This window comes from Streptomyces sp. BF23-19, assembly GCF_041106355.1.
GTDB classification, from domain to species: domain Bacteria; phylum Actinomycetota; class Actinomycetes; order Streptomycetales; family Streptomycetaceae; genus Streptomyces; species Streptomyces virginiae_A.
On the sequence record NZ_JBGBPT010000079.1, the window covers coordinates 1 to 23,880 of the forward strand.

The following is a 23,880-nucleotide window of genomic DNA, read 5'->3' on the forward strand; positions in this document are numbered from 1 at the left end:
TGGACCAAGACCGCCGACCAGATCCTCGACCGCATCTGCCGCTACTGCGACAGGATCTCCAAACCAGGTCACTAGGTTCGCTGGCCAGGAAGCCGCAACAACTGTGTTCGCTGTCAAGACGCCTTGGTTGGATGACAACGGACAGACGAGCCTTCGCATCCAGCTTCGGTCGCAAAGGGATCGCAAAGCATTCGGGCCGGAAGTCTGAACGGGGCGCCTTCTCGTACTTGGTCCAGGTGAAGGGCTTCTTCCCACCTCCTGGAGGAACCGTGCACCACACCGCCCCGTCCCGGCCGACCTCGGTCCGGCCGACATGAGCCTCCCAGACCTGCCGGTCGACGAGTTGCTTGCCGAGCTCCAGGCCGTCCTGAGCGCGGCCGCGCCGTACCTCGTCGCCCTCGGCGTTGTTGGGGCGGTGGTCTGGGTGTGGTGGACGATCCGGCGCGCTTCGCTCGTCCGGGAAGCGCTCGCCGACCGGGTCCAGGTCGAGGTGATCCCGACCGCCACGTTCGACCCCGGTGAAGGCGAAGTCGGCCGGTGGGCCCGCCAGCTCGGGCGCGTGCACTACGCCGCCAACGGTGTCCCGGCCCGCGGATCCGCGGTGCGCCTGCGGTACACCGCCGTGGAAGGAAGGATGCGCTGCTACATCGAAGGCCCGGCCACCTCGGCCGCGATCCTGAACATGCCCGGCTTCGCCGAGGTCGAGGTCCGTACCCAGCACGGCCAGGCCGACATCCGGCCCGTCCGCTTCAACAGCCGGGGAGGAACGCCGTGACCGCCGTCATCTCCCTCGCCAAGCCAGCGCTGGCGAGCGCGCGCCGGTACGTGCAGCGCGCCGAGCTCGTCCTGGGCCTGCCCGACTACAAGGCCCTGGCCTCCCTCGGTCTGAGCCCCGACCCACTCCAGCAGCTGGCCGCGGCCATGGCTTCCGTGCGCACCGAGGACGGGGAGAGGGCCGAGGTGGCCTTCGACCTGGTCCCGGTCTCCGAGCGACGCCTGGCCCGCCGCCGGCGCCGCCTGATGGCCCGGGCCGCCCGCCGGGGCCCGTCCGCGTACGGCGAGCGCCTGACCGGCGGCCTCGGCGGAGGGGGCTTCTGGGGGGCGGCGACGTCCGCCTGGTCCGGCGGGGCCGGCGCGTCCAACCGCTCCGAGCGGATCCCGCGGCAGACCGACCTGCGCGACGGCGTCGGCAAGCTCGAACCAAGCGCGGGCGCCGTGTTCGCCGTGCAGATCCTGCTGCGCACCGAGGCCGCCCACCCGCAGCTGGCCCTGGCCCGGATGCACCAGCTGATCGCCGCGCTGTCGATGACCTCGGGGGAGAACTACCTCAAGGCCCACCGGCCCCGCCGATGGTCCATCGGCAAGTTCGAGCGCCGATTCGCGAGTGGGGAGTTCGCCCCGCATCGTCGGCAGTGGCTGACGGTGCCCGAGCTGGCCGGCTGGCTCAAGCCGCCGACGGTGAAGTGCACCGCCTCCAGCGTGGTCCGCACTGGCGGCCTGGTCCCGCTGGCCCCGGCCGACCTCCCCGTCTACACCGGGCAGCGAGACCTGATCCCGCTCGGCGCCGTGGTCTACCCCGACGGCCGAGAGCGGATCGCCGCCGCCCGGGTACAGGACCTGCTCTTCGGCCTCCAGCTCGGCAAGGCTGGCCACGGCAAGACGGAAGAGGCGTTGGTCCAGTGCATCGCGATGGCGCACTCTGGCTACGGCTGCTGGTTCCTCGACCCACACGGCGAGGGCTGGGCGCGCGCGAAGCCATACCTCGCGCACCCGGAGATTCTCGACAGGCTCTGGGAGATCAACCTTGCCAAAGCCTCCCCGGACCAGCCCGTCGTCTCCTGGAACCCCCTGTCGATGGAAGGCCGCACCCTATCCGACGTCCAGGACATCGTCCGCTCCGTCACCGAGGGCATCGCCGCGGCGCAGGACTGGGGCGACAACGCCCCCCGCGCACGGACCATCCTGGCGCGTGCCTCGCAGGCGCTGGCCCTGCTCAACCTCCAGGCCGTCCAGGCCGGCCACCCCGAGGCGCAGTGCACGCTCTTCCAGCTGCGCACCTGGCTCACCGAGGAGGACTGGCGCGAGGGGCTCCTGCGCAAGCTGCCGGACCGTGTCCGCGCGTACTGGGAGACCACGTTCCCCAAGCTGGGCCCGGACGCGGTGCCGACCGTCACCTACGCCATCGACCGCCTCGACACCAGCCAGTCCCTCCAGGGGTTCTTCGGCAGCCCGCGGTCCGCGTACGACGTCCGGCACGCCATGGACACCGGCAAGGTCGTCTTCGTCTGCCCGTCCGGCAGCGAGAGCGACGCCCTGGTCAGTTGCCTCCTCATCCACGACCTGCACCGCGCGGGCCTCTCTCGGCAGGACACCCCGCGCGAGCAGCGGAAGACCTTTTGGGCCTGGGGCGACGAGCTCACCGCGCTCGACTCCTCCAGCAAGGGGTTCCTCGCCGCCATCGCCGAGCAGCTGCGCAAATATGAGGTCCGCTTCATCGGCATGACGCAGATGGCGCTGCGCCTCTCCGCCATCACCCGCCAGGCCCTGCTGCAGAACCAGAGCTGGCTGTCGACGTGCGCCGCGGACTACGACGAGGCCGCCTTCGTCGCGAAGCGCTGGAACGGCCATGTGTCCCCGGAGACGATCACTGAACTGCCGAAGTTCCACTACGTGATGTCCGTGAACCTCAACGGCGCCAGGACCACGCCCTTCCGGGTCCGCGGCCTGCCCGTGGACGAGGTCTTCGCGCACTACGACAACCCGGCCGGCGTCCCCGACCTCGACCAGGCGATCGACAGCAACCTCAACCGCCGCCCGCTCGGCGACATCCTGGCCGACCTGGAAGAGCTCGACGCCGTCGTCCTCGGCCACCACACCGGCCGGCGCCCTGGCGGCCCGAGCGCCGGCGACCCCACCAGCGTCATCGACTAGAAGAAGGCGAGCACCCCCGTGCCCTACCCGCACTCCGCCCCCACCGGGCTGGGCCAGGTCGCCCAGCAGGCCGCCCAGGTCCTCTACCAGCACCGCCTGGTCTCCACACGCCAGCTCCACCGGCTCGTCACCCCGCACCACACCCGAACCGAGTACCTGCGCCGCCAGCTCCACACGCTCCGCCAGGCTGGCTTCGCCGAGGCCGTAGGACGGCGCAGCACCGGCCAGACCGAACTGCTCTGGTGGCTGACCGAGAAGGGAGCCCAGGCCGTCGAAGCAGTCGGACTGCTCCAGCCCCGCGCATACCGGATGAGCCCGGAAGCCGCGCTCGGCCCGCTCCAGGAGCACACCCTCGCGGTCGTCGAAGCCGGAGCGGCCTTCGTCGAGCACGCGCGCCGCCTCGGCCACGAGTGCGGCCCCCTGGACTGGTCGCCCGAGATCGCCCACTACTACCGCGACGACGCCCGACCGGGGGAGGAGCTGTGCCTCGTCCCGGACGCCGTCCTCAACTACGTCCACACCGCGGCCAAGCAGCGCACCCTGCTCACGTTCTTCGTGGAGGTCGACCGCACCCAGATGACGATCGCCCGCCTCGCCCGGAAACTGCACGCGTACGCCGCCTACCACGAGTACGCGCCCCAGCCCCAGACGGCCAAGGGCAAACGCGGCCCCCGGCGCCAGGCCGCGATGCCCGCCTGGCGCTACCGGTACCCAGCATTTCCCCGGCTCCTGCTCGTACTGACGGGAGCCTCCGAGGACCGCCTCGCCCGCCGGATCGCCGACCTGCGCAGCCTCGCTGCCAGTGACCCCGCACTCGCCGCCACCCCGCTGCGGGCTGGCGTCACCACTCTCGGACAGCTGCGCGACTGCGGGCCGTTCGAGTCGATCTTCACGCCAATTCTCGGGACCGCCGACCCTGTCGGCGCGTGGTTGCGGACAGCGCTATCGGCTGCTGCATGAGAACGCGGGAGGGACCTGCGGATCCAGGGATCTCTCTCCTCGCTGTTTCAGTCCCTCCGAGGGCGGACGCTGAATCCGCAGGTCAGAAGGGTGTGTGTGGAGTTACGGGGGGACTGAAGGGACCGAAGGGACCGAAAAAGCCAGTTCCCTCTACATGCGTGTGTGTGTATGTGCCCGCGCGTAGACACAACACACGACACTGGGCAGCTCATAACTAGTACTTTTGAGTCCCTTCAGTCCCTCAGCGATGAGGCAGACCCCGTCTGACCTCGTCTTTTATGGGAGGGACCGAAGAGGGACTGAACTTCTTCGGTCCCTGCGAGGGACCGAACCGGGCCCCTCGTCCGCCCGACACGCCCGGGCCGCAGGGAGGGACATGTTCACGGGCTCCACGCCTAGCCCTTCCTGGTGCAGGCCTGCAAGGGACTGAAGGGACTGAAGAACTGATGCGACGGCAACGGAAGACCAAACCCCTGAGGTAGGCTCTGGCTCTCATTGGGAAACTCAGTCCCTTCAGTCCCTTGCAGCTGGGATCTGGTCGCCTGACCAGGTCTTTTACCAAGGGACTGAACCAACTCTAGAGCCCCTTCGACAAGGACGATCTGCGTGCCGCGCCAGGGTGAGACCAGAAGAACAGCGCCAGTGGAGAGTGTCAGTCCCTTCGATGTCGCTCTCTGGTGCGCCTCACAGGGCTGGCCTGTGCATCCTCTTGCGCCCGGGCGGAAGACACCCGCGGCCAACTGCGACAGCTGTCGCTCTGCGGCTCACCCTTCGAAAGGTTGCGCTTGCATCGCAAGCGGCAAGTGGTGCCACGGCTTTCACGCAGCGACCACCGAGGCAGCCAGGCTGGCTACTTGGTGGGGCGCCCAGCCGGCTTCCGGAGTCGGGGTCTCGTGCGGCCCGGCGGGACTCGTGGTGCTCGACGTTGACGCGCACAGCGCAGAAGTCCCCGACCGAACGCGGCTTCTGCCGGGCATCGCGATCCATGAGCGTGTCAACCTGGCAGGCCTGGCCTCTGGGTTCGACACACTGGCCCTGCTTGCCGCCTTCCGGAAACAGCCGAACCCGGCGGAGGACGAAACGACCCTGCGAGTGAGAACCCCTTCGGGCGGCCTCCACATCTGGTACCAGATCCCACCGTCCGGAATCCGCTACCGCTCGTCGACAGGTTCAAGCCCGAGAGTGGCTCTCGCATGGCAAGTCGACATCCGAGCCACCGGTGGCTACATCGTCGCCCCGGCCACGCGGACGCCCGCGGGCACGTACGTCCCAGTCGGATCAGCCCGACTTCCTGCCCCGCTCCCGGACTGGCTTGCCGCAGAGCTGGAGCGAACAGGACACGTGGTAGCCGAGATGACCACCCACCCCGCGCTGCCAGCACCACGTCACGCGACGAAAACCGACAGCACAGCCGCCCACCGTCTGCTGGACCCGTTGCTGGCCGAGGTGGAGAACTGCGCCGCCGTGACGCACGGAGCCAGCTTCACCGAGAAGCTGAACCGAGCCGCTTACACCGCAGGCGGCCTAGTCGCCTCCGGACACCTCACCGACTCCAGAGCCCGCGAACTCCTGACGTCAGCCGCTGATGCCGCACGCCCTCACCAGAGCCACCGCAGCCATGCCGTCATCACCTCTGCCCTGTCCGCCGGTCAGAGCCGGCCGCTTCACCTCAAAGGACGCCCATGAGCAGCGCCGACGGCACGCGTTTTGACGCCACAGCCGCCGCCCAGCAGATGCTCGACTTCCAGGACCCGCAAGGGCCGGCGAACCTGCCCGCTCAACAGCGCACTGCCTCGGTGCACGAGCCGATCCGGCCCGTCGGACAGCTGCCGGCCCTCCTCACCGACCGAGGCAATGCCAAGCTCTTCGCTGTGATGTACGGAGACCAGTTCCGTCACGTCGAGGGCCTCGGCTGGTACCACTGGAATCAGTACCGATGGAAGCGAACAGGAGGCGAGAAGTCGGCCGTATGGGCGGCCGGAGACATGGCCGAGCAGATGTCCTCCACCGACCCTGCGGGCCTCTTCAGCGACAGAGACCTGGCCGCGCACCGACGACGGTCGATGTCCACTCCCGGTATCAAGGCGATGCTCACCCAGGCCAAAGCCTCGCCTGCGCTGGCTCTCGACCCAGACGTCTTGGATGGCGACCCGTACGCGCTGTGCACTCCGGGCGGTGTCGTCGACCTGCATTCTGGCCTTCTTCGAAAGCCGGACCCCGAACGAGACATGCACTCCCGCGCCACGAGCGTTGCGCCGGAAGCCATGCCCACCCCCCGCTGGCACCGCTTCATGCACGACACCTTCGGAGACGACGCCAAAGGGCTGGAGACCATCCAGTTCCTCCACCTCCTCCTTGGCTACTCCATCACCGGAGACGTCGGCGCGCAGGTCCTGCCGTTTCTCTACGGAACCGGCGCCAATGGCAAGTCGGTCCTCCTCGACGTCATGACGCAGATCCTGGGCGACTACGCCCAGGCGGCCCCGCCTGGCTTCCTGATGGAGAAGGGAAAGTTCTCTGAGCACTCCACCGAGCTCACCGAGCTCCACGGCCGACGCATCGTGGTGTGCAGCGAGCTCAAGCCCAACGACAAATTCGACGAGTCCCGGGTGAAGCTCCTGACCGGCGGCGACCGCATCATGGCCCGCCGCATGCGACAGGACTTCTTCAGCTTCAACCCCACCCACAAGCTCTGGCTGCTCGGCAACCACCGTCCCGAAGTCGGCACGGGGGGACACGCCTTCTGGCGCCGCATCCGCCTCATCCCCTTCGAACGGGTAGTCCCCGCGGCGCGCAAGATCGACAACCTTGCCAAAGAGCTCGTCCAGAGCGAAGGCCCCGGCATCCTGCACTGGCTCATCGAGGGGGCCCAGCGCTACCTCGCAACCCGCGACCCTCTGACTGGTCCTGCGTCCGTCCGCACCGCAACCCAGGCGTACGCGACTACCGAAGACCACATCGGCCGCTTCCTCACCGAATGCTGCGTCACCGACGGCACAATCGGCCGCAGCAGCGACCGTGGCACAGGTGACCTCAAGGTGGAACAAGGCTTGCTCTATGCCGCCTACAGCAGCTGGTGCAGCACAGGCGAGGGGATCCGCCCGGCGACCGCGCGTGCCTTCGCCACCCGAGTGCGGCAGGAGCTTTCTCTCGCCTCGCCGGCCGACATGATGAAGTCGAGCGGTAAGAAGTACTACCCCGGACTGGCTCTCCTGGCCGAAGACGAATCCGAGCCCGCAGATGTCTAGTCCACACGCCCTTCGCACGCACACCGCACATCTCTACGATGGACCCGGTGCCCCGACACGGGACCTACCCCGTCGCACCCACCCGGCCAACGACAACGAAAAGGGGCTGCAGCCATGAGCTCGCTGCTGAAGGAGAGCGACCTCCTCCACGAAAGCACTGTGGTGTGGCTGGAGAGCCCCGACGATCTCGACTACGTGCGCCAAGCACTTGACAAGACCGCCCGACGCCGCGGCAAGCCGCGCTATGCCCGCGACGGCCGCATGGTCGGCTACAGCGAACTCGACGAACACGCCGAAGCCGACCCCGACAGCGGACTCCAGCTCCGCCGCGTCTTCTTCCTGCTCCCACACGACCGTGACACAGAACCCGACGGGCTCTACCAGGAAGGCGCCCCCGGTGAAGCTGTTGACCCCCGCACCATCGAGCCACGCCGAGTAGGGGAGAAGACTCCCCGCTCGCAGGGAGGCCCCGATGCGGCGATAGCCGGCACGGGACAAAGGACGGTGTAGGGCGGGCGGACACCTGCCAAGGCGCCTCGAGGCCACGGTGAGCACCGCAACGCATCATTCGCACGGCGGCGAGATTGCAGGTGCTGCGGCGCGGTGTGGTGCTCTCTCGTAGCGGGGTGGGGGAGCCGCTGCACGGTGGATCTCCAAGCCGCTCTCGCGGGAGTTCCCGGCGGAGCCACTGCTGCGTTGTCGCCCGGGGTTGAGTAACTCACAGAAGTCCCGCCTGGGCCCCCGCTCCTGAACGCTCCACGGGCAGGAACACGAATGAGCCCAATGCAAGAGGGATCGGACTGACCGACGGACAAACTGACCGCACTCAGACTTGGCAGGAGGCTGGTTGCGGAAGTCCCGGCACTGCGACCGGATCGCCACACATTCGTGGACACCCGCCCCGCGCAGAGCCAGCCGGATGTCCAGGCTGGGACGAGGGATGTGTCCGCAGCGACGTTGACCGGAGCTATCGGCTGGAGCAGGGGGAGTACGACCCCGAGCATCTGGACGGCTTCGACTACGACCTCGGCGCAGCCCTCATCGAGTCCGCCGACGCTCCGGACGAGTGTGAGCTGAACACCGCGCTCAACCTATGGGGAATCCAGCCCAACCTCTTCGTCCATCCCTGGGAAACCGACGATCCCAGATAGTCGAAGATCAGCTCAGATCAGCTATCGGCTCATGCAGACGCGCGGCAGGGGTGCTCCCAGCCAAGGGTCGTGCTTGGGCGGCTCTGTTCAGTTCGGCGGAAACGGCGCACCACCCCAGGGCGACAGCTCCGTGTTGGCACCCCTGGCGCCGCGGCGAACGCCGCCACCGCCCGCTGGGGCGACCGACTCCTCGCGATGGACGCCTACGCCGAAGGCCATCCCCTCACTCGCGAACCAGCTACGTCTCAGTTACGTCTTCTGCGGCGCCCCCGTCTTATGTCACCTATTGCCGCGGCTTGGGACGCTCACTGATCCGACACGACGTTGGTCTTATTCGCCTCGCTGCGCCACTCGACATTCAGCAGAAGTTGCGTGAATTTCCGGCCATTCCTGTTCTATTTTCAGCCATTAGGGGCAGGGTGTCGGAAGGGGAGACGAATCGACGTTCTCAGCTGTCGAGAAGGGGTGGGGCGTGGCGTTCCATTGGTAAGCGCCTCGCCCATCGGACTGAATTCCGACCAGGTCCCGCGAGGATAGGGAAACGTCCGTTTTGTGCCGGCCGCAGGTGGCCGTGAACTGCGCTAATGGCTTTCGGTGTTGGCCGCCTTTGCGTAACGTATGGGAACAGTCCGGTCGCTTGTAACGGTTGTGGTTCACGCCACCGGAAAACAGGCCTCAAAGGTCTGTACCGGACGTGATGACTTTCTGGTCTACGGGGAGGCAGCGGTACCCATGGCACGACTCCAGCTCGGACGGTTCAGCAGCCGAGGGGTTCCGGTATTCCTGGCTCTATGTGCAGGCTTCATCTCGGCCTGCAGCACTGCCGGCCCTCCGCAGGATGCCAAACAGACTTCAGTCCCCTCTCCCAGCGCTTCGGCGGCTTCCCCCTCGTCCGATAAGCCGACCGACCCTACAGAAGTAGCCAAGGCCGAGGCCATCGCGACGTACGTGAAGTACTGGGACGAGATGGAGAAGAGCTACGCAACAGGCCGGGTCGAAGGCACGGACATCAAGAAGTTCGCTGCTGGAGCTGCTCTGGCCAGGCCGGAGGCGGAGGTCCAGAAGATCGCGAAGGCTGGCCGTGCCTTCACCGGAGAAGTAGGCATCAGCACCTCAACCGTCACCAAGGCGGACCTGGACCGCGAGGTCCCATCCGTCACCCTGTCGAGCTGCATCGACGTCACGAAGTGGATTCCGGTGGACCGGCAGAGCGGGCAGCCGGCTGCGCTTCCGAGTGAGCGCCTCACGCGGTTCGTCGCTCTCACCACCCTGGAGAAGTGGCCAGACGGGTGGAAGGTGCTGACCGACGAGCCGCAAACCGGCCGACCGTGTTGAGCCGCGTCACAGCAGTGCTGGTCGCCGCAATCGTCCTCTCGCTGGGCCTCGTATCCTCGGCCGCCGCCGATAACGGATGCCACGACCTCAGCCAGTGGGTCTGCGTGGGGGCTGATACGAACCCACCTCCCCCTCCTGGCGGCGGAACGGCAGGCGGCGGCTCTGGCGGAGGCGGGGGTGGGGGCACCGCAACTGATCCTGACCCGCTGTGCGCGCCAAGGCTGGTGGAGCCGCAGCCTCCGGCAGGAAGTGATTTGTGGGAGGGGCATGCGCCGGGAGACGGAGCCGTCTACGTGACCTGCGGTATGGGGGCCACGATCTCCCGTACGTTCTGGGCAGCGACAGCGCCGACGGCAACCGTCGATCCGGCTGTTCTCGCGCAGCAGGCGGTGGACCGGATGCTCCTCCGGGGCCCCCAGATCGGCATCACGCCGAAACCGGGTGGCAAAGGTGTGGTTGGGATGCCGGTCTACATGTGGACTGCCACCGGACCGGAGACATACGGCCCCAACGTGGCTTCAGCGTCGGCCGGGCCGGTCTCGGTCACTGCCACTGCCCGGGTGTCGCAGATCGTGTGGAGCATGGGCGACGGACACACCGTCACTTGCACCACGCCCGGGACCGCATACAAGGCGGAGTACGGCAAGGCTCCCTCCCCGGACTGTGGCCACCGCTACGACAGGCCATCGTCCACCACCGGCTCCGGTCAGTACCACGTCACAGCGACCTCGACCTGGTCGATCGACTGGCAGGTGACCGGCGGCGGCCAGACCGGCCAGCTCACAGCGGTCCGTACCAGTTCTGTGGACATCAACGTCGTCGAGGTCCAGGTCCTCAACTAGTACGCGCACTGCTTGCACTTCCCTGAGAGGCAGTACCCGAATGGAATCCCCCGCCGCCCCGCCGGTGCCGCGCCCGGCCGGCCCGCGCACCGAACTCCCCATCACCACCACGGCTCCGGTGAAGAAGCAGCGCCGGTACGCCGCGGCCGCCTTGAGCACCGTGCTGGCCGTCGCGGCCGCCCTCGGCGCGGCCGCCGCCGTGTCCGCCGTCGGCGACCGCACGAAGGTGCTGGCCATCGCGAACGACGTCCCGGCTGGCCAGCCGCTGACAGAGGAGGACGTCGTCGTCGCGGAGGTGTCCGCCGACGGAGCCCTGACCCCGATGCCCGCCACCGACCGCGCGAGCGTCGTGGGCAAGCGCCCCGCCGTCGACCTGCGCAAGGGCAGCCTGCTCGTCGCCGGCCAGCTCCAGCCCGGCACAGGCCTGGGTGACGACAAGCAGCAGGTCGGCGTGCAGGTCAAGCGCGGCCAGGCCCCTGCCGGCTCCCTTGTGCCCGGCGACAAGGTTCTCGCCGTTACGGTTCCCGGTCAGGGCGAGCAGCCCACCGGTAAGGACGGCGCCGAGGCGCCGCCCACGTCGGTCAAGGCGGTCGTGGTCTCCGTCAGCCGGCCCGACGCGTCCGGCGCCGTCGTCGTCAACCTGGCGGTCGCGTCCTCGGACGGGCCGCTGCTGGCCACCCGCGCCTCCTCCGGACGGATCGCCCTGGTCCGCGACGTGCGGAGCGGATCGTGACGGTCACTGCGCTGGTCAGCGCGAAGTCCTGCGGGGTGACCACCAGCGCCCTCGCGATGACCCTGTCCTCCACGCGTCCCTCATTGTTGGCCGAGTGTGACCCGGCCGGAGGCACCATAAGGGCCGGGTTGTTCCAGGCCCAGATCACGGCCGGGACCGGCCTCTACCACCTCGCCGTCGCCGAGCGCGCCGGTGAGGACGCGCTCGCGCAGGCTTTCGCGAGTCACCTTGTCGGCCTCGACGAGTCCGGCCACCGTCAGGTCCTGCCCGGCCTGACCGACCCCGCCCAGGCCCCGGCCCTGGCGCGCACCTGGCCCGCCCTGGCCCAGGTCATGCGGGTGCTGTCGGACGAGGGCGGATACGACATTGTCATCGACGCCGGCCGTCTGGCCCTGGAGTCCGGCCACCTCCACCCCACCCTCACCCCCGCGCCGCTGCTGCACGGTGCCGACCTGGTCCTGCTCGTCGTGCGTGCCACCGACCAGTCCCTCACCCTCGCCCGGCACATGACCGAACCGCTGCGCACCGAGCTCACCGACCGCGGCACCGGCCCGAACGCGCTGGGCGTCCTCCTTATCGAGGACGGCCCCCGCCGCGCCCATGAGGTTTCCGAAGCGCTCGGCCTGCCGGTCATGGCCGCACTGCCCTGGGAGCCGGACACCGCCGCCTACCTCGCCGGCACCGCTGCAGCCCCGCGGAAGCTGAAGAAGTCGGCGCTGCTGAACTCGGCCCGCACAGCCCTCGGCCACCTGCAGGCGGCCGCCTCCCGCCGCGCGCTGCACCAGCAGTACCCACCCGCCCTGCCGGCACCGGCCGCCCCGCAACTGGCCGGGGTGCTCCAGCGCCTGGGTCACGGACGGGTGGACCCCCGTGTCTGACACCCAACAGCGCCCCGACGGCCAGGCCGCGCACGGCCCCGCCGACATCGCCGGACTGCTCGCCGGCCGCATCAGCACGGCCCGGATCCCCCAGCCCGCGGCCGCGCCCGTACAGGTGCCCGCTCTGCCGGCTCCCAGCCGCCCGGCGACGGCCGCGAGTCCGGGCGCCGTACCGAAGCTGGCCGGGCTGCCCGGGCAGCTGCCGGTCGGCTGGGAGGTCATCGAGGCGCTCCAGGCCGAGGTGTCCGCCGAGCTGTCCGCGCACGATCCCAGCCGCCTGCTCGAAGAGGACGACCGCCGGGCCCAGGCCCGCTCGATGGTGACGAAGGCCGTCGCGCGGTGGGCCTCGAAGTACGCGCACGGCAACACAGCCCTCTCGGCGGCCGAAGAACACGCCGTCGGAGCGGCCGTGTTCGACGCGATGTTCCGTGGCGGCCGCCTCCAGGGCCTGCTCGACGAAGAAGGCGTCGAGGACGTCATGGTCGACGGGCTCCGCGCGCACATCGAGTACTACGACCGGCCCCGCCGCACCATCGAGCGGGTCGCCGACTCGCACGAGGAGCTGACCACCTGGGTCAACCGCATGGCCGGCCTGTCCGGCCACGGCGAGCGCGCCCTGACCCAGGCCACCCCGAACGTGGGCTTCCGCATGCCCGACGGGTCCCGCGTCACCGCGAGCCTGCTCACCACCCGCCCGTCGGTCGTCATCCGAAAGCACCGCATCCGCCAGCACGGCATCGACGAACTCGTCCGCTGGGGCTCCCTCAACCCACTGCTGCGCGCCTTCCTCCTGGCCTGCGTCCAGGCGAAGCTCAACATCCTGGTCGTCGGCGACATGGGAGCGGGCAAGACCTCCCTGCTGCGCGCCCTGGGACGGGAGATCCCGCCGGGGGAGCGCATCGCCACCCTGGAGTCGGACCGGGAGCTCTACCTCGACGAGCCCGGCCCAGAAGGCAAGCCGGGCCCGCTCACCTTCGCTTTCGAGGCCCGCCAGTCCAACGGCGAGGTCCGCGGCGGCAGTGCCTCGGGCGAAGTGACCATCGGCGACATGTTCCCCACCGCGCTCCGCTACAACGTCAACCGGGTGATCGTCGGCGAGGTCCGCTCCACCGAGGTCCTACCCATGCTCCAGGCGATGTCCGCGGGTGGTTCCGGCTCGATGTGCACCCTGCACGTCCGGCGCCCGCACGCGATCATCTCCCGCCTCGTACAGCTGTGCACCGAGGCCGGCATGCAAACCGAAGCCGCGAACCACCTGATCGCCTCCGCGATCGACGTGGTCGTCTACCTCACCTACCTCGACGAAACCGCCATCGGGGGCCGTAAGCACCGCTTCGTGAGCAACATCTACGAGGTCCACGACGTCGTCGGCGAGGGCGGCCGCCCCACCACCAGCGAGATCTTCGCGCCCCACGGCGACGAACCCCGCGCGGTGTACCGCAACATGCCGTCGTTCATAGACGTCCTGGAGCGCACCGGCACCTTCGACCGCCGATGGCTGACCCAGAACCCCGAGGGCGCCTGGGGCCCTCCCCTCCAGGTGGTGAAGCCCCGGTGACCGACCTGACGAACGCGGGCCTTGGCCCGCGAAATGGCCTGCATCGCCGCCGCGATCACTGGCGCGGCCGTAGTTCTCGACGGCCTGCTCCTCTGGTGGCTTCACAGCCGACGACCGAACCGACCCGGGAGGCCCGGTGAACTCCTCGCAGCTCACCCTCGTAGCCGCGCTGTGCGCCCTCGCCACGGTCCTCGCCGGTCTCGTCGCCGTACGCGAGTGGCGCGGCCGCGTCGTGGACCCCGCGAAGCCCGCCCCCCGCCGCGCCGGCAGGATCCGCACGGCGAAGGCGGGCCTGCCCGAGGCCTGGCAGCGCCGCTGGCGCGCCCTGGTCACCACCGCCGGCATCACCGTGCTCGCGGTGTGGGCCTGGACCGGGTGGCCCGTCCACGGGGTCCTCGCCGGCGCCGCAGTCCTGGGCTTCCCCTTCCTCCTCAACCCCGGCACAGCGGCCGAGAAGCGCATCGACCGCCTGGAGGCGATCGGGCAGTGGCTCAACGGCCTGGCCGGCATCCACACCGCCGGCATCAGCCTCGTCCAGACCATCCGCGCCAGCGCACGCAACGCCCCCGCACCCATCGCCGCCAACGTCCGCGCGCTCGACGAGCGGCTGCGCTCCGGCATGGACGCCAAGCAGGCCTTCGCCCTGTTCGCCGACGAGCTCGGCGACGGGGTCGTGGACCACGTCGCGCTGCTCTTCCAGTCCCACGCGGCGAACATGGGCCCCGGCCTGAGCTCGGCGCTGGAGGCCCTCGCGGTGACGATCCACCAGCAGGCCGCCGACGCCCGCGACATCGAGTCCGACCGCGCCAAGATCCGCAAATCCAGCAGGATCGTCTCGATCGTGATCTGCGTGGTCTTCGTCGGATGCATGCTCAACGAGGCCTGGTCCGCCTGGTACCAGAGCGGCATGGGGCAGATCGCCCTCGCCGTCCTCGGCGGGCTCTTCGCCTGGACACTGTCCTGGCTGCGCCGGGCCGCCGCCACCAAGCCGGACCCCCGCCTCCTCAACCCCCTGCCCCAGGCCGAGCCGGCCACCGCGACGGGAGCCGCTCGATGATCCCCATGGAAGCGGTTCTTCCCGCCGCAGCCGCCGGAGCCTTCACCGGCCTGGCCATCCGTGCCCTGTGGCCGGTCCGGCCCGACCTCTCCTCCGTCCTGGACCGGCTCGACGCCGACCACATCGCCCGCCGGCCCAAGGCCACGGCCACCAGCACCGGGTCCCTGCCCGAGAAGGTCGGCACCCGACTCCTGGCCGCGTTCGGCGAGCGGATCACCCTGCCCGTCCGGGACCTCAACCTCCTGAGGATCAGCCCCGCCGAGCACCTGGGCAAGCGGGCCCTGTTCGCGCTGTACGGGCTGGTCCTGCCCCAGCTGGCAGGCGCGCTCCTGTCCATGCTCGGGGTGAGCCGCCCGTTCGTCATGCCCGCCGCCGCCGGCCTCGGTCTGGGAGCCCTGTTCTGGCTGTGGCCCGGCCAGGAAGTAAGGAAGGAGGCCGCGGCCGCCCGGCTCGTCGTCCGGCACGCCGCCGCCTCCTACCTCGACCGCGTCGCCCTGGCCCGCATCGCCAACTCCGGCGCCGCCCAAGCCCTGACCGACACGGCCGACGTCGGCGACGGCTGGATCTTCGAACGGATGCGGCAGGCCTTCTACGAGGCCGACCTCGCCGGCGTCACCGTCTGGGACGCCCTCAAGCAACTCGGCGAGGAACTCGACATCCCCGAACTGACCCGTCCCGCCGACACCCTCGCCCTCGCGGGCGACGGCGCCGCCGTCTACACCACCCTCCAGGCCCAAGCCCGCCAGCTACGCGTCGCGATCCTCTCCGACGCCAAAGCCCAAGCCAACGAAGCATCGACCTCCATGGTGCTGCCGGTGACCTTCGCCGTGCTCCTCATGCTCGTCTTCGTGATCCTTCCGCCCATCGTCACCATGTTCAACGGCTGATCCACAAAGGAGAACACCATGCACATCCGCGCCCTGACCACCGTCCTCGCCGCCCGCTGGGAGCGCCTGAAGAACGCCGGCGACGCCGGTCAGACCTCGGCCGAGCTCGCCGTCATCGCCGGAGTCGTGATCGCCATCGCGATCGCGGTCGTCGCCGCGATCAAGACGTTCACCGACGCCAAGCTCCCGCTCATCAGCGGCTGAACCACCCACCAGCAGGAAGGAAGTGGCGTGAAAGACCAGGTCGGCAACCGGTGGCGGCGCCTACGCGCACGCCTGCGGGACGAGGGCGATCGAGGCTCGGGCAGCGTGGAGCTGGCCGTCCTCGCCGTCGTGGTGCTGTTCCTGGTCTTCGCCGCGATCCAGGTCGGCATGTACTTCCACGCCCGCTCCGTCGCCCGTTCCGCCGCCACCCAGGGAGTCGAGGCCGGCCGCCAGCTCGGCGCCGGGCCCGGCGACGGCGTCGCCCAGGGCCAGGAACTCCTCGCGAAGTACGGCAGCGTCCGTGGCGCGAGTGTCTCCGCCGACGGCAGTGGCCCGGAACAGATCCGCATCACCGTCCGCGGCACCGTCGCCACCCTTGTGCCCGGCTTCGAGCTGGACGTCGTCCAGAGCGCCGAGGCTCCCGTCGAGCGTTGGGTGGCGGCCCAGTGAAGCGGGCCCGGCGCATCGACTGGCGTCAGGACCGGGGAAGCTACTCCGTCGAGACCGTCATCCTCGCCCCGGCCATCATCGCCCTCATGCTGCTCATGATCGCCTTCGGCCGGGTCACCGACGCCTCCGGTGCCGTGGACGGCGCCGCCCGCGCGGCCGCCCGCGCCGCCTCCCTCGAACGCGAAGCCGGCGCAGCGCAGGCCGCCGGATCGGCGGCCGCGACCCGCAGCCTCAACGGCGAGGGCATCCACTGCGCCTCCTCCAGCGTCTCGGTGGATACCTCCGGGTACGGCCTCGACCTCGGCCAGGAAGCCACCGTCCGCGTCACCGTCGCCTGCACCGCGCCCCTCGGCGAGATCGGGCTGCCCGGGCTCCCCGGCTCACGCACGCTCCGAGCGTCGTGGACCAGCCCGATCGACTCCTACAGGGGCCGCCAGTGATCACCGCCCTCACCCGCCGCATCACCGCTCTGCGGGACCGGATCCGCCACGGCGGCGACCGGGGGTCGCTGTCGCCGTTCTACGCGTTGAGCGCCCTCGGCATCATCATGATCATGGGGCTGCTGGTCGACGGCGGCGGCGCCCTCAACGCGACGAACAAGGCCACCGGGCTCGCGCAGGAGGCCGCTCGCGCGGCGGGCCAGCAGCTCAACGTTCCCGCGGCCGTCCAGGGCACCGAGATCACGGTGGACCCGGACGCCGCCGTCGCCGCTGCCCAGGACTACCTCGCCGCCCAGAACGTCTCGGGCTCCGTGACCGTCACGGACGGCGGCCAGCGCCTCGAAGTCACCGTCCACGACACCTACACCACCTACTTCGCGCAGTTCGTGGGTAGGTCGACGATCAGCGTGTCCGGCACGGCACACGCCCGACTGCACACCCAAGCCGGAGGCTGACCCGTCCCATGAGCACCCCCGTACGCCTGCTCCGCGCCCTGCTCGGCCTCGCCGTCCTGGCCGCACTCATCGCCGGCATCCCCCTCGTCCTGCTGGCCGTCGGGTATCAGCCCACCGACTTCGTCGGCGGATGGGACCTCCTGACCCAGCAGGACGACGGCCGGCTGTTCTTCACGGTGCTCACGACCATCGGCTGGATCGGCTGGGCCGCCTTCACCCTCTCCGCCCTAGTCGAGATCGTCGCCCTGTTCCGCGGCCGCAAGGCGAAGCGGATCAAGGGCCTCGGCGGGATGCAGGGCTTCGCCGGCCTTCTCATCGGCGGCCTCGTCCTCCTCGCCCCCACCGCGGCCTCGGCCGCGACCACCGGTACGGCCGTCGCGGCGACCGCCGTACAGACCGCAGGCACCAGCAGCGCGGCGACGGCCCAAGCGGCAGCCGCGGCGGAGCAGGACGCCTGGCCCACCCACACGGTCACCGGGGATTCAGAGCTCCCCTGGGACCTGGCCGAGCAGTACCTCGGCAGCGGGCCGCGTTGGAAGGACATCGCCGCCCTCAACCCGAGCGTCCCGCAACTCGCGGCCGGCGACCAATTCCTGCCCAAGGGCACAGTGATTCGGCTCCCTGCCGACGCCAACATCGCCAAGCCGGCCGCCCCGGCTCCGGCACCCGCCCAGGCCGCACCGGAGACGGCCGCGCCCGCGCAGCAGCCCGCGCAGACCGCCCCTACGGACGAAAGGCCCGCTGCGGCCGAAGCTGATCATGTCGTCAAGTCCGGTGAGAACCTGTGGGGCATCGCCGACGAGCACGGCGACCCCGAGGACTGGCCGAAGATCTTCGAAGCCAACAAGGGCAAGCCGCTGCCCGGCGGCGGGACCTTCGACAACCCGGACCTGATCGTCCCCGGCCAGAAACTCACCCTCCCCACCGCAACCGCCCCGGCCCCCGCTCCCGAGAGTCGGCCCGCCCCCGACACCAAGACCCCCACCCTGGACACGGCGAAGGACACCCCCACACCGGCGGCACCCGCCCCCGTGCCCTCGCAGTCCGCCACACCTGCGCCCGCCGCCTCCGCCCCCGCTACCGCGCCCACGACAAGCGCGCCCGCTCCCGCGCAGGACGGCCAGAAGGCGGACACCGCCCAGCAACTGCAGGACACCGACGAGGCCCTGGCCCCCGCCGCCGTCTGGATGGGAGCCGGCGCCCTGGCCGCCGCCCTCATCGGCACCGTCACCACCCGCCGCATCCTTCAGCAGCGCCGCCGCCGGCCCGGCCGCCGCATCCCCATGCCCACCGGCAGCGCCGCCGCCACCGAACAGGGCCTGCGCGCAGCCCAGCATCCCTCTGGCTTCGATCTCCTCGACGCCGCCCTGCGCACGCTGGCACTCAACCTCGCCGCGGCGGAGCGCGACCTGCCGGTGGTCACCGCCGTCGTCCTGCACGAGCAGAAGGTCGAGCTCCACCTCGACGGCGACGTCCCCCCGATGAAGCCCTTCTCGGGCAGCGCTGGCCGTACCGACCTGTGGACGTGCCCGGCCTCCAGCCCCGACCTCGCCGAACACGACGCCCTCCAGGGAGCCGACGCGCCCTACCCGGCCCTGGTCTCCCTGGGCTGGGACGGCTCCGGCCGCCTGGTCCTCGTCGACCTGGAGTACGTCGGCGTCCTCCACCTGGACGGCGACGCCGACCACGCACGCCACGTCCTGCAAGCCATCGCCGTCGAGCTCGCCAGCACACCCCTGCCCGGCCATCTGGAGATCACCGCGCTCGCCGACACCGCTCCCGGGCTCGACGACGCGGCACCCGAACGCGTCGCCCGCACCGACACCCTCGCCGCAGCGGTCGCCGAACTGACCAGCCACACCGCCGACCAACGCCGCGCCCTGGCCGCACTCGGCGCACCCACCCTCCGTGCCGCCCGCCTCAACGAAGACGCCGGCGGCTCCTGGACGCCCCACATCCTCCTCGCCGCCGAGCTCCCCGAAGGAGCCCGGACCGACGCGCTGCTCGACCTGATCACGGCACAGCCGCGGGTCGCCGGCGCGGTCGTCACGGCAGGCGAGAACGCCGACCTGGCCCCGGAGGACGGCTGGACCCTGCACTGCGCGGGACCGGACGAGACCATCGTCCTGCCCGGCTCCGGCCTGCCCATCAAGCTCCAGGGCCTGTCCGACCAGCACTTCGCCGACGCGATCGAGCTGCTCACCCTGGCCGCCGCCGACACAGACGTCCCCGCTCGCGACGACTGGCTGGACGGCATCCTCGACACCGATGAGCAGGCGGAAGAGGACGAGGCGGAGCACGACCAGGATCACGCGGGCGAGGAAGATACGTCGGACGACGCCGAGGAGACCGGCGACGACGAAGCGACGCAGCCGGAGGCCGGTGCCGACGAGGACGGGATGCCGGACGAGTACGCCGACATCGAGCGGGAGGAGCTGGAGAGCGCGCACCAGACCGAGACACCGGTCCCGACTGCAGCCCACACGGCCGAGGCACCCGACGGCCAGGCCGAGCACGACACCGGTGGTCCCACGATCGCTGACCTCTTCCATCCCCCGGCCGCTCCCGTCTCTGCCCCAGCAACGGTTGGTCCCGAAGCCGCCCCGGAGCTGACCAAGGAAAAACCCGCCCCGGCCGAGGCGAGCCCTGAGACCGAGAACCCCGACCCCGCCCCCCTCCCGGTGCCCGCCCCGACTCGCGCCGCTGACGATGCCGACGCCACCGAAGCCACCGCGCCGACCGTGCTCCTGCTCGGTCGAGTGGTCATCGAGGGCGCCGCGGGCCGGATCGACTCCAACCGGCAGAGCGCCGCCGTCGAACTCGTCTCCTACCTCGCGCTCAACCCCGGCGCCGACCACCACGCCATCGACGACGCCTTGTGGCCGGGCCGCCTGGTCAACAAGCAGATGCGCAACGCCGTCATCAGCCGCACCCGCTCCTGGCTCGGCAAGGACGCCGACGGCCAGGCCTACTTCCCGCGGGTCCAGGACACCGGCGACAGCCGCTACCGCCTCGCCCAGGCCGTCACCTGCGACTGGCGGACCTTCCAGAACCTCGCCCGAATCGGCCTCGCCCGCCACGACGAGGACGGCGACCTCGCCCTGCGTCGAGCCCTCGCCCTCGTCCGTGGCCGCCCCTTCGCCGCCATCGACCCCCAGCGCTACGCCTGGGCCGAGCCGGCCGTCCAGGAGATGGTCTCGGCCGTCGCCGACGTCGCCTACGAGCTGTCCACCCGCCGTCGGGAGGCCGCCGACTACGCCGGCGCGCTCTGGGCCGCGCACCAGGGCCTCCTTGCCGCCGAGGAGAACGAGCTCCTCCACCGGCAGGTCTTCCTGGCCCACCACGCCGCTGGAGACGTGGACTCCCTCCGTGAAGCCGCCGCGCGGTTGGCCCGGATCAACGAGGGCCTGGGCGGCGGAGTGGACATGGAGGCCGAGACGGCCCAGCTGCTAAGCACGCTGCTGCCGAAGCCGGTCATCCGGCGCTGACAGCCGACACAGCTGTCGGCCAGCGCGGTCCCGGTTGCAGCTGTGCTTGCACGGTGGATGCCCAGAGGCCCTGCGATGTGAACGCTGTCGGCTCAGGCGGGCTCGACATGGAGCAGCAGCAGGTCGAACTCGGGGCCGTCGGGGGTATTGCGGTAGGGGCCGGCGTACTGGTAGCCGAGGCGGGTGTAGAGCTGGCGGCCGCGGTCGTTGGTGGGCAGAGCGAGCAGCGAGGCCCATTTCGGGGCGATGGCGGTGACGAGGGCCTGGTGCATACGGGTGCCTATGCCCTGGGACTGCCACGGCCGGCGGACGGCCAGCTCGCACAGTCCCATCAGCCGTTCGGTGCGTGCGGCTTCGGGGACGGCGGGAAGGAGGTCGGGGCCGAACCAGTACGTGGCGCTGCAGGGGAAGGCGTAGCCCATGCCGGTGGGGGTCCCTCCGGAGTAGGCGATGACCAGGGTGAAGCCCTCGTGGCGGAGGTGGCCGGTGATCTGGCGGCGTAGCGCGGGAACGGACAGCCCGGCGGTCTCAGCCTGGGGGTTGTTGACGAGTTCGGGGTGGGCGTCGGCCCAGATGTCGGCGGCCACGTCGAGCAGGGCGGGGACCTGGCCCGGGCCGTAGGTGCGGATCACCGTGTCCGTGCTGGTGCTGGTGCTGGGGGTGGTCACCTTGTCCTCCTAGCTGCTGGCCGTGGTGGTGCGGTACTCGTCGAGCCAGTCGGCGACGGCTGGGACGGCGGTGTGCCGCTGCAGGGCGCCGGCGACGTTGTGGAGCTGGCGGAGCAGCCGGTCGGAGCGGACGGCGGGGAGGTAGCTCAGGACCCCGTGGGCTGCTTCGGCGGCGGCTTCGGGCTCGGGTCTGGTCCTGACCGCGTGCTGGATCGCGACGTCGCCCAGATACAGGGCGCGGTTGCGGGCGAACTGGTCGCCGTGCAGGAGTACGGCCTGCTCGGCGCCGGCCGCGGCGCGCTCGTGCTGGTCGAGGTCGGCTCGGGCAAGGGCTTCGAGGCCAGCGAGCTCGGCGGGGGTGAAGAAGGTGAGCCAGTCGGGATCGGCTTCTGCGGGGCCTTGGGCGTAGAGGTGGTGGGCGCGGACGATGGCCCGGTCGGTGGCGCCGGCGTCGCCGAGCAGGGCCCAGCCTCCGGCTTCGCGCATCGCCATGAGGGCGAGCATGCGGGCGGATCCGTAGGTGCGGACGGCGCTCTGGGCGCCCTGGGCGGCGGCGACGGCCTCGCGGGGGCGCCCGGATGCCTTGGCGACCAACGACAGGCAACCGAACGCGTGGCCCTCCAGGGCGCGGTCGTCGGCGATGCGGGCGGCAGCAAGGGCTTCGCCGTACAGGCTGCGCGCGTCGGCGGGGCGGCCGGAGTCGAAGGACAGCCATCCGGCGGCGACCGACAGGTGGCCGGTGGCGATGCGTAGCTGGCGGCCGGTGCGTTCGGTGTAGGTGCCGTCCTGCAGCCACTGGTAGGCGGTGTGCATCGCGGTGGACGCAGATCGGCGCAGCTGCGCCGATCCGTGCTCAGTGTCATGGGCGTAGATGGCGGTGACGGTCCGCGTGACGGTGTGGACGTCGGCGACCCCTATCCGGCCGGTCCGTTCCGCGGGCAGGGGCAGCAGGGCCAGGGCAGCACCGGCGCCGTCAAGCAGGAAGTCGCGGCGGTCCACCGAGGCCTGCGACAGGTGGCTCGTCGTCGCGGTGGCGGGCGCCGGTGTGGCGGTGAAGCCCAGTTCCGACATGGCCCGGCCGCTGATCCGCGTGAGGATCCGGCGGTATACGGCCCGGGGTAAGGCCACGTCGCCGTCCTCCCAGGCGGCGACCAGCCGCGCGGTGCAGCCGACGTTCTCTCCCATGCCCGCTCCGGTGTCGACGACGAACTTGGCGAACTCGCTTCGGGACATCTGCAAGTCCAGCTCGCGCATGGAACGCAGCTGGGCGTTGGGGGGATGCCGTCTGCTGGCCATGCTCCATCTCCCATAACCAGGCGGGTGGATGCCGAGACCGTACCGGTCCCGCCAAGGACATGCCCGCCAGTTGAGCCCATTTCACCCCGCCCGGGCGGCAATTACATCGGTCTTGCATCGCCGCGACGTCGAACCCGCCGCGCCGCGGCTGCTTGCGTGGACCTGGGACACGAACGCCAGCCTCGGGAGGCCCCCATGCCGGACACCTTCGCCGCTTTCAGCGCCCTCGTGCCGCCCGGGGCGGGGGCGGCGCCGATGGGCGCTGTGGCGGTGTACGCCGTCGTCCCGTCCGAGGGCGACTCCGTACGGGTGCTGGACGAACTGCGTTCCTACGCCGCCGGACAGGGCTGGCACGTTCCGGCTGGCTGCGCGGCCGCGGACATCGGCCCGCTCGGCTCGGACTTGAACCGGTCGGGGTGGCCACGGGTGCGGCGCGCGGTCCAGGCCCAGGCGGTCACCGGGCTCGTCGTGCCCTGCTTCGCCCACATCGGCTTCCGGTGGGCGGACTGGAACCGCGAGCGGACGTGGCTGCTGCGCCACGGTCTCTTCGTCGTGGCCACCGATCCCACCGAACTGCTCGTCGGAGTCTCCCCAAAGGAAGTGACACACCGATGAGCGGCTACCACAGCGTCGTACACGATCCCGATGGGCGACTCGGGCACGAGCTGCCGCTCGATCGCGAACCGCACCTCCAGCTGGCCGCGTCCGTCCTGGCCTGGACGCCGGAAACGGTGCCCCCTGTGGGGGATACCGCTCTCGCCGTGCTGGAGCTGACCGGGCACGCGCGGCTACTGCGTGACGAACTCGCGGACCGGATCGACAGGCTTCCGGACGACTGCGAACTTCGCCAGCTCCTCACCTACTCCATGGGTGAGGCGGACCGTCGCCTGTCGCCCGCGGCAATGTCCCCCTGCGGTGACCTCGCCCACGTGCAGAACCGCGCCCGCCTCCTCCAGGCCCTGTACGGCGCACTGGACCGGCTGGAGGCAGAGCAGCCCGTACGGGGCCTGTCCCCACGGTCACGGTCCGGAGCGCAAGCCCACGAGGCTCGCCCCCTCGCCAAGGGCTGAACCCCACAACTCCCGCCCCGGTCAGGGGCGGGCAATCGGGCCGCTGTGCGGTCCGTGGCACCACCCGGTTCGGGCAGCGACCCGTACCGGAATCGGCAAGGAAGGAAGAGCCCCATGGAGAAGTCCAAGTCCGCTATCGCCGCAGCCAGCATCCCGGCGCCCGCGCAGCACGTCGATGAGATCACCGGTCCGGTGGTGATCGCTGTCGACGTCGAGGACGAGGAGTAGG

22 protein-coding genes are annotated in these 23,880 nt (G+C 70.5%); 20 read left to right on the forward strand and 2 right to left on the reverse strand.

Annotation, left to right across the window (positions count from 1 at the left end; translation table 11 throughout):
- Window positions 1-313 precede the first annotated feature (313 nt).
- From AB8A24_RS33530 to AB8A24_RS33615, 18 genes are all read left to right on the forward strand, one after another.
- Window positions 314-775 carry a hypothetical protein gene (locus AB8A24_RS33530; protein WP_369478382.1) on the forward strand — a complete coding sequence of 154 codons (462 nt, stop codon included), beginning with the start codon at window positions 314-316 and terminating at the stop codon, window positions 773-775.
- Window positions 772-2,931, forward strand: coding sequence for an ATP/GTP-binding protein (locus AB8A24_RS33535; protein ID WP_369478383.1), 2,160 nt, complete (start codon window positions 772-774; stop codon window positions 2,929-2,931). The genes AB8A24_RS33530 and AB8A24_RS33535 overlap by 4 nt, the downstream gene beginning before the upstream one ends.
- 18 nt (window positions 2,932-2,949) lie before the next feature.
- Window positions 2,950-3,891, forward strand: a complete 942-nt coding sequence (locus AB8A24_RS33540) for a replication-relaxation family protein (RefSeq protein WP_369478384.1) — start codon at window positions 2,950-2,952, stop codon at window positions 3,889-3,891.
- Between the two features lie 606 nt (window positions 3,892-4,497).
- Window positions 4,498-5,577: a bifunctional DNA primase/polymerase gene (locus tag AB8A24_RS33545; RefSeq protein WP_369478385.1), complete on the forward strand. Its 1,080-nt coding sequence runs from the start codon at window positions 4,498-4,500 to the stop codon at window positions 5,575-5,577.
- The gene (locus tag AB8A24_RS33550; protein WP_369478386.1) at window positions 5,574-7,139 is read left to right on the forward strand and encodes a phage/plasmid primase, P4 family; all 1,566 of its coding nucleotides are present in this window, start codon (window positions 5,574-5,576) and stop codon (window positions 7,137-7,139) included. The genes AB8A24_RS33545 and AB8A24_RS33550 overlap by 4 nt, the downstream gene beginning before the upstream one ends.
- 114 nt (window positions 7,140-7,253) lie before the next feature.
- Entirely contained in the window at window positions 7,254-7,649 is a 396-nt protein-coding gene (locus AB8A24_RS33555; protein WP_331745663.1) for a DUF6009 family protein, read from the forward strand.
- Window positions 7,650-9,238: 1,589 nt separating this feature from the next.
- On the forward strand, window positions 9,239-9,625 hold the full coding sequence (locus tag AB8A24_RS33560; protein ID WP_369478387.1) for a secreted protein/lipoprotein: 387 nt from the start codon (window positions 9,239-9,241) through the stop codon (window positions 9,623-9,625).
- 581 nt (window positions 9,626-10,206) lie between these two features.
- The gene (locus tag AB8A24_RS33565; RefSeq protein WP_369478388.1) at window positions 10,207-10,467 is read left to right on the forward strand and encodes a hypothetical protein; all 261 of its coding nucleotides are present in this window, start codon (window positions 10,207-10,209) and stop codon (window positions 10,465-10,467) included.
- A gap of 40 nt (window positions 10,468-10,507) precedes the next feature.
- Window positions 10,508-11,200: an SAF domain-containing protein gene (locus tag AB8A24_RS33570; RefSeq protein WP_369478389.1), complete on the forward strand. Its 693-nt coding sequence runs from the start codon at window positions 10,508-10,510 to the stop codon at window positions 11,198-11,200.
- Window positions 11,197-12,078, forward strand: coding sequence for a MinD/ParA family protein (locus AB8A24_RS33575; protein WP_369478390.1), 882 nt, complete (start codon window positions 11,197-11,199; stop codon window positions 12,076-12,078). Before AB8A24_RS33570 ends, AB8A24_RS33575 begins: the two co-directional genes overlap by 4 nt.
- Window positions 12,071-13,636 (forward strand): ATPase, T2SS/T4P/T4SS family, encoded by a 1,566-nt coding sequence (locus tag AB8A24_RS33580; protein ID WP_369478391.1) that lies wholly within the window; start codon window positions 12,071-12,073, stop codon window positions 13,634-13,636. The genes AB8A24_RS33575 and AB8A24_RS33580 overlap by 8 nt, the downstream gene beginning before the upstream one ends.
- A gap of 136 nt (window positions 13,637-13,772) precedes the next feature.
- Window positions 13,773-14,693 (forward strand): type II secretion system F family protein, encoded by a 921-nt coding sequence (locus AB8A24_RS33585; protein ID WP_369478392.1) that lies wholly within the window; start codon window positions 13,773-13,775, stop codon window positions 14,691-14,693.
- Window positions 14,690-15,580, forward strand: coding sequence for a type II secretion system F family protein (locus AB8A24_RS33590; RefSeq protein WP_369478393.1), 891 nt, complete (start codon window positions 14,690-14,692; stop codon window positions 15,578-15,580). Before AB8A24_RS33585 ends, AB8A24_RS33590 begins: the two co-directional genes overlap by 4 nt.
- 18 nt (window positions 15,581-15,598) lie before the next feature.
- Window positions 15,599-15,784 carry a hypothetical protein gene (locus tag AB8A24_RS33595; protein ID WP_319732645.1) on the forward strand — a complete coding sequence of 62 codons (186 nt, stop codon included), beginning with the start codon at window positions 15,599-15,601 and terminating at the stop codon, window positions 15,782-15,784.
- Window positions 15,785-15,811: 27 nt separating this feature from the next.
- A complete protein-coding gene (locus AB8A24_RS33600; RefSeq protein ID WP_369478394.1) occupies window positions 15,812-16,234 on the forward strand; it encodes a TadE/TadG family type IV pilus assembly protein in 423 nt (140 codons plus the stop codon).
- Window positions 16,231-16,674: a TadE family protein gene (locus AB8A24_RS33605; protein WP_331745692.1), complete on the forward strand. Its 444-nt coding sequence runs from the start codon at window positions 16,231-16,233 to the stop codon at window positions 16,672-16,674. The genes AB8A24_RS33600 and AB8A24_RS33605 overlap by 4 nt, the downstream gene beginning before the upstream one ends.
- The gene (locus AB8A24_RS33610) at window positions 16,671-17,129 is read left to right on the forward strand and encodes a pilus assembly protein TadG-related protein (protein WP_331745694.1); all 459 of its coding nucleotides are present in this window, start codon (window positions 16,671-16,673) and stop codon (window positions 17,127-17,129) included. The genes AB8A24_RS33605 and AB8A24_RS33610 overlap by 4 nt, the downstream gene beginning before the upstream one ends.
- Window positions 17,130-17,137: 8 nt before the next feature.
- On the forward strand, window positions 17,138-20,617 hold the full coding sequence (locus AB8A24_RS33615) for a LysM peptidoglycan-binding domain-containing protein (protein WP_369478395.1): 3,480 nt from the start codon (window positions 17,138-17,140) through the stop codon (window positions 20,615-20,617).
- Between the two features lie 92 nt (window positions 20,618-20,709).
- Here the strand turns inward: AB8A24_RS33615 and AB8A24_RS33620 are convergent, their stop codons facing one another.
- Both AB8A24_RS33620 and AB8A24_RS33625 read right to left on the reverse strand, forming a co-directional pair.
- The gene (locus AB8A24_RS33620) at window positions 20,710-21,285 is read right to left on the reverse strand and encodes an N-acetyltransferase family protein (protein ID WP_369478396.1); all 576 of its coding nucleotides are present in this window, start codon (window positions 21,283-21,285) and stop codon (window positions 20,710-20,712) included.
- A 9-nt stretch (window positions 21,286-21,294) separates the two neighbouring features.
- Complete coding sequence (locus AB8A24_RS33625) at window positions 21,295-22,581, reverse strand: hypothetical protein (protein ID WP_369478397.1); 1,287 nt, start codon at window positions 22,579-22,581, stop codon at window positions 21,295-21,297.
- Window positions 22,582-22,776: 195 nt separating this feature from the next.
- On the opposite strand from AB8A24_RS33625, the gene AB8A24_RS33630 reads away from it, so the two are divergent.
- Together AB8A24_RS33630 and AB8A24_RS33635 are read left to right on the forward strand one after the other, a co-directional pair.
- A complete protein-coding gene (locus AB8A24_RS33630) occupies window positions 22,777-23,196 on the forward strand; it encodes a hypothetical protein (protein WP_369478398.1) in 420 nt (139 codons plus the stop codon).
- Window positions 23,193-23,651 carry a DUF6415 family natural product biosynthesis protein gene (locus tag AB8A24_RS33635; RefSeq protein ID WP_369478399.1) on the forward strand — a complete coding sequence of 153 codons (459 nt, stop codon included), beginning with the start codon at window positions 23,193-23,195 and terminating at the stop codon, window positions 23,649-23,651. The genes AB8A24_RS33630 and AB8A24_RS33635 overlap by 4 nt, the downstream gene beginning before the upstream one ends.
- Window positions 23,652-23,880 lie beyond the last annotated feature (229 nt).

Excerpts from the sequence above, each read along its gene's own strand:
- AB8A24_RS33530 (WP_369478382.1), top strand. The coding sequence starts at position 314 with ATGAGCCTCCCAGACCTGCCGGTCGACGAGTTGCTTGCCGAGCTCCAG.
- AB8A24_RS33550 (WP_369478386.1), top strand. The coding sequence starts at position 5,574 with ATGAGCAGCGCCGACGGCACGCGTTTTGACGCCACAGCCGCCGCCCAG.
- AB8A24_RS33555 (WP_331745663.1), top strand. The coding sequence starts at position 7,254 with ATGAGCTCGCTGCTGAAGGAGAGCGACCTCCTCCACGAAAGCACTGTG.
- AB8A24_RS33565 (WP_369478388.1), top strand. The coding sequence starts at position 10,207 with ATGGGCGACGGACACACCGTCACTTGCACCACGCCCGGGACCGCATAC.
- AB8A24_RS33570 (WP_369478389.1), top strand. The coding sequence starts at position 10,508 with ATGGAATCCCCCGCCGCCCCGCCGGTGCCGCGCCCGGCCGGCCCGCGC.
- AB8A24_RS33590 (WP_369478393.1), top strand. The coding sequence starts at position 14,690 with ATGATCCCCATGGAAGCGGTTCTTCCCGCCGCAGCCGCCGGAGCCTTC.
- AB8A24_RS33595 (WP_319732645.1), top strand. The coding sequence starts at position 15,599 with ATGCACATCCGCGCCCTGACCACCGTCCTCGCCGCCCGCTGGGAGCGC.
- AB8A24_RS33615 (WP_369478395.1), top strand. The coding sequence starts at position 17,138 with ATGAGCACCCCCGTACGCCTGCTCCGCGCCCTGCTCGGCCTCGCCGTC.
- AB8A24_RS33625 (WP_369478397.1), bottom strand. The coding sequence starts at position 22,581 with ATGGCCAGCAGACGGCATCCCCCCAACGCCCAGCTGCGTTCCATGCGC.
- AB8A24_RS33630 (WP_369478398.1), top strand. The coding sequence starts at position 22,777 with ATGCCGGACACCTTCGCCGCTTTCAGCGCCCTCGTGCCGCCCGGGGCG.
- AB8A24_RS33635 (WP_369478399.1), top strand. The coding sequence starts at position 23,193 with ATGAGCGGCTACCACAGCGTCGTACACGATCCCGATGGGCGACTCGGG.